This is a genomic window from Palleronia caenipelagi (assembly GCF_007004065.1).
Taxonomy (GTDB): Bacteria; Pseudomonadota; Alphaproteobacteria; order Rhodobacterales; family Rhodobacteraceae; genus Palleronia; species Palleronia caenipelagi.
In genome coordinates, this window is sequence record NZ_VFSV01000039.1 from 18,768 (window position 1) to 28,463 (window position 9,696).

10 protein-coding genes and 2 pseudogenes are annotated in these 9,696 nt (G+C 58.6%); 9 read left to right on the forward strand and 3 right to left on the reverse strand.

Annotated features, from left to right (window positions below; translation table 11 throughout):
* Positions 1-25 precede the first annotated feature (25 nt).
* Positions 26-436 (forward strand): helix-turn-helix domain-containing protein, encoded by a 411-nt coding sequence (locus tag FEV53_RS15885; protein WP_142835773.1) that lies wholly within the window; start codon positions 26-28, stop codon positions 434-436.
* 257 nt (positions 437-693) lie between these two features.
* Here FEV53_RS15885 and FEV53_RS21595 read toward each other — a convergent pair whose 3' ends face one another.
* On the reverse strand, positions 694-1,320 hold the full coding sequence (locus FEV53_RS21595; RefSeq protein WP_425465498.1) for a RidA family protein: 627 nt from the start codon (positions 1,318-1,320) through the stop codon (positions 694-696).
* Between FEV53_RS21595 and FEV53_RS15895 the strand changes: the two genes are divergently transcribed.
* Positions 1,207-1,896 carry a helix-turn-helix transcriptional regulator gene (locus FEV53_RS15895; protein ID WP_425465497.1) on the forward strand — a complete coding sequence of 230 codons (690 nt, stop codon included), beginning with the start codon at positions 1,207-1,209 and terminating at the stop codon, positions 1,894-1,896. The genes FEV53_RS21595 and FEV53_RS15895 overlap by 114 nt on opposite strands.
* 250 nt (positions 1,897-2,146) lie before the next feature.
* Here FEV53_RS15895 and FEV53_RS15900 read toward each other — a convergent pair whose 3' ends face one another.
* A complete protein-coding gene (locus FEV53_RS15900) occupies positions 2,147-2,686 on the reverse strand; it encodes an Lrp/AsnC family transcriptional regulator (protein ID WP_142835776.1) in 540 nt (179 codons plus the stop codon).
* Positions 2,687-2,726: 40 nt separating this feature from the next.
* Between FEV53_RS15900 and FEV53_RS15905 the strand changes: the two genes are divergently transcribed.
* Positions 2,727-3,854, forward strand: coding sequence for an MFS transporter (locus tag FEV53_RS15905; RefSeq protein WP_142835777.1), 1,128 nt, complete (start codon positions 2,727-2,729; stop codon positions 3,852-3,854).
* A gap of 358 nt (positions 3,855-4,212) precedes the next feature.
* Here FEV53_RS15905 and FEV53_RS15910 read toward each other — a convergent pair whose 3' ends face one another.
* Entirely contained in the window at positions 4,213-4,593 is a 381-nt protein-coding gene (locus FEV53_RS15910) for a VOC family protein (protein ID WP_142835778.1), read from the reverse strand.
* An 85-nt stretch (positions 4,594-4,678) separates the two neighbouring features.
* On the opposite strand from FEV53_RS15910, the gene FEV53_RS15915 reads away from it, so the two are divergent.
* The 6 genes and pseudogenes from FEV53_RS15915 to FEV53_RS15940 all read left to right on the forward strand — a co-directional run.
* Positions 4,679-5,437 (forward strand): DeoR/GlpR family DNA-binding transcription regulator, encoded by a 759-nt coding sequence (locus FEV53_RS15915; protein WP_142835779.1) that lies wholly within the window; start codon positions 4,679-4,681, stop codon positions 5,435-5,437.
* A gap of 432 nt (positions 5,438-5,869) precedes the next feature.
* Complete coding sequence (locus FEV53_RS15920; RefSeq protein ID WP_142835780.1) at positions 5,870-6,742, forward strand: NAD(P)-dependent oxidoreductase; 873 nt, start codon at positions 5,870-5,872, stop codon at positions 6,740-6,742.
* Entirely contained in the window at positions 6,739-7,476 is a 738-nt protein-coding gene (locus tag FEV53_RS15925; RefSeq protein WP_142835781.1) for a ThuA domain-containing protein, read from the forward strand. Before FEV53_RS15920 ends, FEV53_RS15925 begins: the two co-directional genes overlap by 4 nt.
* Positions 7,477-7,761: 285 nt before the next feature.
* Complete coding sequence (locus FEV53_RS15930) at positions 7,762-8,232, forward strand: hypothetical protein (RefSeq protein ID WP_142835782.1); 471 nt, start codon at positions 7,762-7,764, stop codon at positions 8,230-8,232.
* A 328-nt stretch (positions 8,233-8,560) separates the two neighbouring features.
* A pseudogene (locus FEV53_RS15935) lies at positions 8,561-9,061 on the forward strand (transposase); the annotation flags it as partial.
* Positions 9,062-9,098: 37 nt separating this feature from the next.
* Positions 9,099-9,696, forward strand: a pseudogene (locus tag FEV53_RS15940) (IS3 family transposase); the annotation flags it as partial.

Here is a 9,696-nt window from a genome sequence, read left to right on the forward strand (position 1 = left end):
ACTTGAAGTCAACTTGAGGTCAACCATGAAACTTCTCGACATTGGGGTTTTGTCAAAACAATGCGGCGTTCCCCCCTCGACGCTGCGCTATTACGAGGAAATCGGGCTGATCCAGTCGGTTGCACGGAACGGGTTGAGGCGGCAGTTCGACTCGCCGGTGGTAACGCAGCTTGCCTTGATCTCGCTGGGAAAGATGGCGGGGTTTTCTCTTGAAGAAATCAAAGGCATGTTCGCCAAAGATGGAACACCGCAATTGCCGCCGGCAGAGTTGCATCTCCGCGCGGATGCGCTCGATGAGCAGATCCGGGGTCTCACGCGATTGCGCGATGCGCTTCGTCACGTGGCAGATTGCCCAGCGGAGACGCATATGGACTGTCCGAAGTTCAAGCGGCTCATTCAGTTTGCGTCCCGCTCGACTCAATCTGCGATGCGATGAGGGCACCAGCTAACACCGTCAGCGGTTAGGGACCTACATACTGGTCATTTGCTGCAATCTCACGAATTGGAACAACGGGCTCACAGCCGACACGCGGCGATGCGGCATAGCGGGCCGGGCCTCCGACCGGCGCACCGTCGGTCCCGGCCCGCAACTGCCGCTCGTCACCATGTAAGATGCCGCGCTGTGGCCCGCGTTTCCTGTCGTTCGACCCAGCGCGCAGCATTTCCGTCGGTCGAGTGTCGGCAGCGCGGACGTCAGGCTGCTGCTGTCGCTTCAATCTCGAAGAGCAGTCCGGGGATGGCAAGGCGTGTCACTCCCAACAGAGTCATCGGCGGGGCGACGTGATGGGGGCCAAAGCGCATGCCCAACAGATCGAAATTCTTCAGCGCCTCATCGACATCAGTCGCATAGACCCCAAGCTTGACAACGTTGCTCAGTTTCATGTCGGCGTCTTTCAGAACGGCTTCGAGGTTGTCGAGCGCCAGACTGATCTGCGCACGCATGTCGCCGGGATGCTGCGGGTTACCTTCGCCATCCACGGCGGTCTGTCCCGCGCAGATCACTTGCCGCGTTGCGCCGTCGATCACTTCCGCCTGATTGTAGCCCAGCTTGATTGACCAGTCCCAAGGGTTCACCGCAGTCCGTTCCATATCGCAATCTCCTTGTTTGCAGTTGCTGGAATCGGTGTAGGATAAAAAGGTGCCAAAATATGGCACCATACGTGCTGGGGTTGCGATATGAATGTGAGAGTCAGACATGACGCGATTGTGCGAATTCTTCGCCGCAATGGCACATCCACCATAGATGCTCTGGCTGAGGAGGTCGGTGCGTCCCGCCGCACTGTTCTCCGTGACATCTCTGCTCTCCGTGACGCAGGTTATGTCATCCATTCCGATGTGGGGCGCGGTGGCGGGCTACAACTTGATCCGCAGTCCGTTCAGACGAGCGCGAGGCTGACGGTACCCGAGATCTTTGCCCTTTTGATCAGTGTCGCCGCGATGCGGGCAGCGGGGAACCTTCCGTTCTCCAAACTCGCCGATGCGGGGCTTGCCAAAATCGAGAAAGCCCTGCCATCGGACAAAGTGAAGGATCTCCGCAATTTCCTGGATTGCCTGCACGTCGGTCCGCTGTCGCCGCTGCAGGATTTGTCTGACATGGGCAGGATGACCCCGGACTTGCTCCCGGCTTTCGAAAGGGCGTTTCTGGGGGCCCACTTCATTCGGTTCGACTATCGAGATGCGAAAGGGCGCAAGACCCAGCGTGAAGTGGAGCCGCAAGCCATGCTGATCCTGCCGCCCCTGTGGTATCTCGTCGGCTGGGACCCGACGCGCTCCGATTTCCGGCATTTCAGGATGGATAGGATCAGCCAGCCAAAAGCGATGGCTGACACCCATTTTCGCCGCCGGCATGTGCCCTTCGAAGAGGACGTCTGCCCCTACAGTGAATTGCAGAGCTAAGCGTCGACTCGGTCGTTCGTGTGATGTGTAGCATCCGGCAAAGAAGGGCTCAGAGCCGACACGCGGCGATACGGCATAGCAGGCAGGCTCTCCGACAGGCGCGCCGTCGGTCCAGGCCCTGAGCCGCCGCTCATCACCATGTAAGATGCCGCGAAGCGGCCCGCGTTTCCTGCCGTTCGACCCGGCGCGCAGCATTTCCGCCAGTCGAGCATCGGCAGTGCGGACTGTTCTGCCTTGTACTCAATGTCCGCTATCCTTCACTGATAGACGCGGAGACGCCCGCCTGCACAGGGCGTTCAAGGTATGTCGAGAGAGCCACATAACTCTTTGTCGAAACGACCTCGGGAAGCGCATAGAGACGCGCAAGCAGCGCTTCCATCGCTTGCGTGCTTTCCATCCGGACTTTCAGGATCATGCAGGTATCGCCGGTGACGGAGTGAATTTCCTCGACCTCCGGCAAGGTCGCAATGCACATAAGCGCGTCGCTCTTGCCCCAGCCGATCGTGTTTACATGGAAAAAGGCAAGGAACCGCTTCCCTGTCATGGCCGGATCAAGCTGTGCTGTCACGGCAGTGATGCGACCGCTTGCCTTGTAGCGCTTCACCCGTTCGTGCACGGCTGGGGCCGAAAGCCCAACTGCCAATCCCAGATCGGCATAGCTCTGCTCTGCGTTCTGCGTCAGAAGCTCTAACAATTTTCGGTCGACGTGATCCAATCCATGGGCGTCTTTTGGCATTTGCCGAACCTCGTTCGATTTTTCCTCAGTTAGACAAAACAGAGTGCCGCTCATTTCTGGTTCTGTCTATTCAGGGACGAGAAAGGAAGTGGTGATGAACCCAATTTGGCTATTGATGAGCGCCATAGGCGTCGTTGGCTCCAACTCACTGGTGTTGAGTCCGATCGCTGGCGATGTGGCGGGGTCATTCGCCGGAAGCGGCGCGCCGGATGTCATGACAGCCTCCGCCGCCTACGGTGCCGGAACAGCGCTCAGCGCATTGCTTCTTGCACCGCAGGCTGATCTCATAGGACTGAGACACGCCTTGCTTCTGGCGCTGTTCGGGCTTGCGCTGTCTCTTGCGGCAAGCGCTGCGGCCCTTGTTTTGCTGGTGCTGGTGCTGGCGCAAGGCGTCGCGGGTCTGGCTGCGGGGTTGGCGCTGCCTGCGATCTACGGGTTGGCTGCCGACCTGGCTCCGAAAGGCCGCGAAAGCGAGACTTTGGGCAAGGTGTTGACTGGCTGGACCTTGAGCCTTGTGGGAGGTGTCTCCCTGTCTTCGATGCTCGCCGACTTTCTACACTGGCGCGCCGCTTTTGCCATTCTGGGCATCGTGAGCCTGTTGCTCGTCCTGTCGCTGCGCCGCGCCGATATTGTCGAACGCGCTACATCGGGCAAAACCAAGTCTCCGCTGGTGGTGCTGAGGATTGCTGGGCTGCCGCCGATCCTTTTTGGGGTCGCTTGCTATATGGCGGCTTTCTATGGCCTCTACGCGTATCTGGGCACTCATTTGACGGAAACTCTCGCGCTCTCCACCGCACTCGCCGGGCTCGCGGCGCTGAGCTATGGCGTGGGGTTTGGCGTTGTCGCCCCGCTGGACCGTCTGATTGATCGATATGGCGCGCCCCGTGCAGCCCCGTTTGTCTTTGGGGCGCTACTGCTTGTTTATCTTGGCTTAGCGATGGTTGCACCGCTTTGGCTTGCTGTGCTGGTCGGGTGCTTCGTGTGGGGGGCGATCAACCACTTGGGCCTGAACATACTGGTCGGGCAACTCACCGCCCTCTCGCCAGATCAGCGCGGCTCCAGTCTGGGCCTCTACAGCGCGGTGACCTATGCAGCCATGTTTCTCGGCACATTAGCCTTCAAGCCGGTTTTCGAGGCCTATGGCTTTGCGACGGTCGCTGTCCTGTCCGGGGTATGTATCTCACCAGCGTTGTTCGGTGCGATCAGAAGCGCCCGCAGATGACCGAAAATGCCGACGTTCGTTGTACCGCAGAAAATCGTACTGAGGGCTCAGAGCCGACACACGGCGATGTGGCACAGGAGGCAGGCCCTCCGACCGGCGCACCGTCGGTCCCGGCCCTCTCCGGACATTGCCGATGTGGTTGAGCGCTGCGCCGAAGCTTCACCAGACCGGACTTTCGCTGCCGATGCGAAATCGAGGGTGCGGCGAACTGGTGGTGTGCGGACTTTACTGCCATTCGATCGACCGTCCCCATGGTTCGCTTTGCGCCGCTAGCAACGACCTCGGGCTGATCACTCGGCCTAGAAACGCTTGGCGTCGAAAAGAAGGGACGAGAGGCTGGCCGTCCAAAGAGATCGGTCTACTCCACGATTTCGATCAACGTCCCTTCGGGTGAGCGCACGACCGCCTCGTAGTATCCGTCACCTGTTTTGCGCGGCTCGGACACGAGCAACCCATCATGGCGAAACAGGTCGGCAAACGTATCGACTTGGCTTTTGCTGCCAACGGACAATGCGATATGCGCCCAGCCGCTGGTCTCGCCCGGGTGCGGTGTGACCCAAGGCCCCTCCATGATTTCTATCCGCGCCTCAATGCCGCGGATCTGTACGAAGCGCGAAGCGAAGCCGCGCCTGTTACGGCTCTCATAACGGTCACCAATCTCCGCATCGAAATAGCTTTTCCAGAAGGCTGCGGCGGCCTCCAAATCCTGCGTCCAAAGAGCCAAATGCGCCAGCTTCATCTTCGTTTTGCCTCATTAGAGTACCGGTTGACTGGATCAAAAGATCACACTATGCAGTTTGCTGCAATATGTTGCAGGAATTTGCATGCCACTGAATGTTCCAGATATCAGACAGGCGGAGCTTGCCGCACGTTTGCGCGGCGGCCATCAGATCGTGGCCGTGGATGTTGCGAATGAATATGGGGTTTCAATTGACACAGTGCGCCGCGATATCCTTGCACTTGAGGCAGACGGTAAGGCACAGCGTGTGCGTGGTGGGGCAGTTCCTGTCGCCGCCCCCGCGGCACCTTTACATACGCGCCTTGCATCGGAAGCTCCAGTCAATCGAAGCATGATCAAGGTGGCCATCGAGGAAATTAGCGATGCACAAACGCTGATCGTTGATGGCGGTCGTACGGTCTTGGCAGTCGTTGAACACCTGTCCGCGCAGAACGGGCGGTTGGTGATCACGCCGTCGCCTTGGGTCGCCATCGCCTGCCAAAACAGGGATATCGACGTCTTCATGTTAGGTGGCGCGCTACGAGCACAAGGCGGGATCGCAACGGGTGAAAACGCATTGGATCGCGTTGCTGGGGTTTCGGCGGATATTGCTGTTCTGGGCGCTTGCGGACTTGATCGGGATTTCGGTCTGAGTTCCGACGACTATGATGAAGCACAGATGAAACGCGCGATGCATCAAGCGGCTGGCCGTACGATTATCGTCACAGAAGGTGCCAAGCTCGGGCGGCGAGCCCGACATCGCACGCTGCCTTTGGCAGAGATCGATGTGATCGTCTCTGACGCTCCCCCTGACGCCGCCAAAGCTTTGCGCCCATGTACCACGAAATTGGTTCTAACCACATGACATCGAGAACGGATATCGGCACCTCACGATTGAGTACGATTACTTCTCACAGCCGACACGCGGCGATGCGGCATAGCGGGCCGGGCCTCCGACCGGCGCACCGTCGGTCCCGGCCCTGAGCCGACATTGCGTAATTTTAGTGATGCCGCACTGCGGCTCGCTGAAGCCGCCATTCATAGTACCTTTTCGTCCAACTGCGATGAATGCGCTGCGCGAAATGCGCCGCGACGATGTCATCTGCGATACAAATTTGGAACACGGCGGCAGCATTCTCGTGAAACGGGCGCAGTGTTGTCCAAAATGGATTTTATGCCGCATGACGGGTCATCTTTCGGCCTTCTACGGTGATATCGAACGGCCTCTGTGGCATTTGGTGGGAAGGGGGATCGACATGTCTTATTGTGGTCTTGTCCAATACGCCGGCTACGCTGAATGACGCGGGTTGGTTTTGCCGGTCTCGGGCGCATGGGGACCCATATGGCGCGGAGGCTGGCCATCTCGGGGCACGACCTGGTCCTGTGGAATCGCTCGGCTGACAAGGCCAAGTCGCTCGGCGCTGAGCTTAACTGTGATATAGCTGAAACCCCTGCGGAGCTTGCAGCTAAGTGTGATGTCGTATTCACCATGTTGGCAGATGACCCATCCTCGGAAGCGGTTCACCTGGGACCTGATGGCTTGTTCAATGTGACAGGCGCACGGACCTTTGTGGAGATGGGCACGATGAGCCCGGATCACATATCAGACCTCGCGGCTCAAAAGCCTGCCGGGACGCAGGTCATTGACGCGCCGGTCTCGGGCGCAACGCAGGCGGCCGAGGACGGTGCGTTGATGATCATGGCGGGTTGCACCACAGAGGCCGCCAGCCCCTTGATGCCGTTCTTCGACGCGATGGGCCGGGAGACGATCTGCCTCGGGCGCTGCGGCGCGGGTGCGGTGATGAAACTCGCGGTGAATTCGCTGATCCACGGGATCAATCAGACCCTGTCTGAGGCGATGACGCTGGCTGAGGCGTCCGGTATCGCGCCGGAGAAGGCCTTTGACGTGATCGAAGCCTCCGCCGCCTGCGCGCCGATGCTGCGCTATCGCCGCCCGCTCTATCTCGATGAGACCGCTCATGACGTCACCTTTACCGTCGCGCTGGCGGAGAAGGACATGGCCGTCACTGCCGCCCTCGCTGAACGTCTGGGGGTGGCCATGCCGCAGGGCCGGGTAACGCTCGAAAAGCTGTCCGAAGCCGTTGCGGCTGGGTTTGCGGAGCGCGACATGGCGGCAATGCTCAATTTCATGCGGGAGAAGAATAAATGAAAGCAGCGCTTTTCGTCGGAGGATGGCAAGGTCACGCGCCCACTCAGTTCGCGGACTGGTACGAATCTCTGCTGAAAGAGAACGGCTTCGAGGTTGATATCTACGACACGCTCGAGCCGCTGGAGCGACCGGAGGATCTGGCTGATCTCGACCTGATCACACCGATCTGGTCCTCGGCGCGGTCGGGCCATAAGGAAGAGTTCGGCAACATGACCAAGCTGCAGGAAGATGGGCTCTTGCAGCTCATCGGTAGCGGCTGTGGTCTGGCGGGTTGGCACGGGCATATGGGCGACGCGTTCCGCGACCGGCCCACCTATCATTTTCTAATCGGCGGGCAGTTTGTCGCCCACCCGCCCGGCTGGCCCGACAACCTCCAGCCTCAGGAAGACTACATTGATTACGATGTGACCATCTGCAAGCCCGACCACCCGCTGGTGCAGGGCATCCGGAGTTTCCGGATCCGGTCAGAGCAATATTACATGCTCGTTGACCCTTCGAACGACGTGCTCGCTACAACGACCTTCTCCGGTGATCACCTGTGGTGGATCGAGGGCACGGTCATTCCGGTGACCTGGACCCGGCGGTGGGATAATGGCCGGGTATTTTACTGCTCCATCGGCCATGAGCTCGACGACCTGAAGGTGCCACAAGTCACCGAAATGATCCGCCGCGGGGCGATCTGGGCGGGGGAAGGGAAGCTCCTCGCACGAAATAAAAGCGCGGATGTCACGTGATCCGATCATATGATTGGAGGCTTTCCCTCGGATTGGTGCGCCAAAGCAGAGTCAATGTTCTTGGGACGGAGAGCTAAGTATCAGAATGAACTTCCGGCCCGGAGCCGCCGTCTATCGCCAACTCAGATGCCGCGCCGCGGCCCGCGTTTCCTGCCGTTCGACCCGGCGCGCAGCATTTCCGCCGCTCGAGTGTCGGCAGCGCAGACGTCGCTGCCGTTGCAAGTTGCAGCCATTAGGTACTAGGTTTGAGCACGCAAAACGGATGTCCCACGAAGCAGGGTATTCATGTCTGACCTTTGGGAAAACACGGAGCACCCAATTGTTACATGGGTGAATTCAGGTGAGAACTGGCTATCCAAGCAGATTGAGCCAATCAATCAGCGCCTCCTAGTAGTGGAGATAGCCGCTGCAATACTTGGTCCTCATCCGGGAGAAATCGCTGGGATCGCCGGCGCATATCCCCTTGAAATAAAACCAGAAAGCGACGTGGTGAAGGTGAGATTTTTCGATTTTGTGTCATATTCAGTGACAGAGGAAATGTTTGCTCAGCAAAGCGATCAAGAGACTTCTTCTGGTTCTTGGCTCAGAGTTTTCTCAAATTCGTTCTTCTTGGATTTTGTAGCACAAAGTACTTGGGCGACGTCAGATTTTCCCGGGAAATTGACGCATTACCAAATCAATACGCTTGACCATACGATCAATGTTGTGACTTTAAATCCTCCTGAAATTCTCAAAGTAGCCTCTGATACGCGGTAGGTCTTGGCTCACAGCCGACATGCGGCGACGCGGCGAGCCGGGGAAGATCGTCCAGGAGCGCAACGTCGGTCTCGGCCCGGAGCCGCCGCTCGTCACCATGTAAGATGCTGCGATGCGGCCCGTGTTTCCCGCCGTTCGACACGGTTTGCAGCATTGCCGCCGGTCGAGCGTCGGCTGAGCGGACCTTGCTGCCGTTCGTCGCAGCCGCTCAATCCCCGCTGCAGCGGCGACGGCGTTGGTTATGGGCGGCGTATTTTGTTGAAAAACTCTTGCTTGATTGAGGTGTCGTTCGCTGATTCACTTCTGTTGTGGAGCGGGAGGGTCAGCGATGATGGGGCCGAGGCAGGAAGCGCAGCCGGCGCTGTTCTACGAGTTCTCACTGGAAGATTATGTCCCACAAAACCATCTGCTGAGATCCATTGACCGGTTTGTCGACCTGAGCAGCATTCGGGCTCATCTCGCAGATTTCTACAGCCACACTGGCCGCCCTTCCGTCGATCCGGAATTGCTGATCCGGATGCTTTTGGTGGGGTACTGCTTCGGGATCCGCTCCGAGCGCCGGCTGTGCGAGGAGGTCCATCTGAACCTGGCTTACCGGTGGTTTTGCCGCCTCGATCTGTCGGACAAGATCCCCGACCATTCTACGTTCTCAAAGAACCGGCACGGGCGCTTCCGGGAGAGCGAACTGCTGCGGCACCTGTTTGAGACGACCGTCGCACGCTGTATCGCAGAGGGTCTGGTCAGTGGCCAACGACTGGCGGTTGATGCAAGCCTGATCGAAGCGGATGCGAACAAACAGAACTCGACACCCTGGTCTTCCCCCACTGAAGTGGTCCTCCGCTATGTTAGGAAAACGGAGGAAACAGATGGCAAACAAGCGACCAAAGCCAGAAGAGATTGTTACGAAGTTACGGCAGGTTGAGGTTCTGACGGGGCAAGGGATGCCGCGTCTGGATGCGATCCGCCAGATCGGCGTGACTGAACAGACGTTCTACCGCTGGAAGAAAAAGTACGGTGGAATGGGCACGGACCAATTGAAGGAACTAAAGCGTCTTCAGAAAGAGAATGAGCGGCTACGCAAGGCYGTTTCGGATCTGACCCTGGACAAGCTGATCCTGGCGGWGGCCGCAAAGGGAAACTTCTGAGCCCCGCTCGTCGCCGTACCTGCATTGATCGTGTTCGTGCAGAACTGAACGTTTCGGAACGTCGCGCGTGTCGCGTTCTGAGACAACACCGATCGACACAGCGCAAGGTACCCATTGGTCGTCCAGACGAAGAGCGCTTGGTGGCGGATATGATCGAGCTAACCCGGCAATATGGACGGTATGGCTATCGTCGGATTGCAGCAATGCTCAGAGATGCTGGCTGGCATGTGAACGATAAGCGCGTCGAAAGACTGTGGCGACGAGAGGGGCTGAAGGTGCCAATGAAACAACCAAGAAAAGGACGGCTTTGGCTGAATGA

What these genes read in the sequence shown, in the direction of transcription:
- FEV53_RS15905 (WP_142835777.1), top strand. Translation starts at nt 2,727, where the DNA reads ATGAACCCAATTTGGCTATTGATGAGCGCCATAGGCGTCGTTGGCTCC.
- FEV53_RS15925 (WP_142835781.1), top strand. Translation starts at nt 6,739, where the DNA reads ATGAAAGCAGCGCTTTTCGTCGGAGGATGGCAAGGTCACGCGCCCACT.
- FEV53_RS15915 (WP_142835779.1), top strand. Translation starts at nt 4,679, where the DNA reads ATGCCACTGAATGTTCCAGATATCAGACAGGCGGAGCTTGCCGCACGT.
- FEV53_RS15930 (WP_142835782.1), top strand. Translation starts at nt 7,762, where the DNA reads ATGTCTGACCTTTGGGAAAACACGGAGCACCCAATTGTTACATGGGTG.
- FEV53_RS15910 (WP_142835778.1), bottom strand. Translation starts at nt 4,593, where the DNA reads ATGAAGCTGGCGCATTTGGCTCTTTGGACGCAGGATTTGGAGGCCGCC.
- FEV53_RS15920 (WP_142835780.1), top strand. Translation starts at nt 5,870, where the DNA reads ATGACGCGGGTTGGTTTTGCCGGTCTCGGGCGCATGGGGACCCATATG.
- FEV53_RS15900 (WP_142835776.1), bottom strand. Translation starts at nt 2,686, where the DNA reads ATGAGCGGCACTCTGTTTTGTCTAACTGAGGAAAAATCGAACGAGGTT.
- FEV53_RS15885 (WP_142835773.1), top strand. Translation starts at nt 26, where the DNA reads ATGAAACTTCTCGACATTGGGGTTTTGTCAAAACAATGCGGCGTTCCC.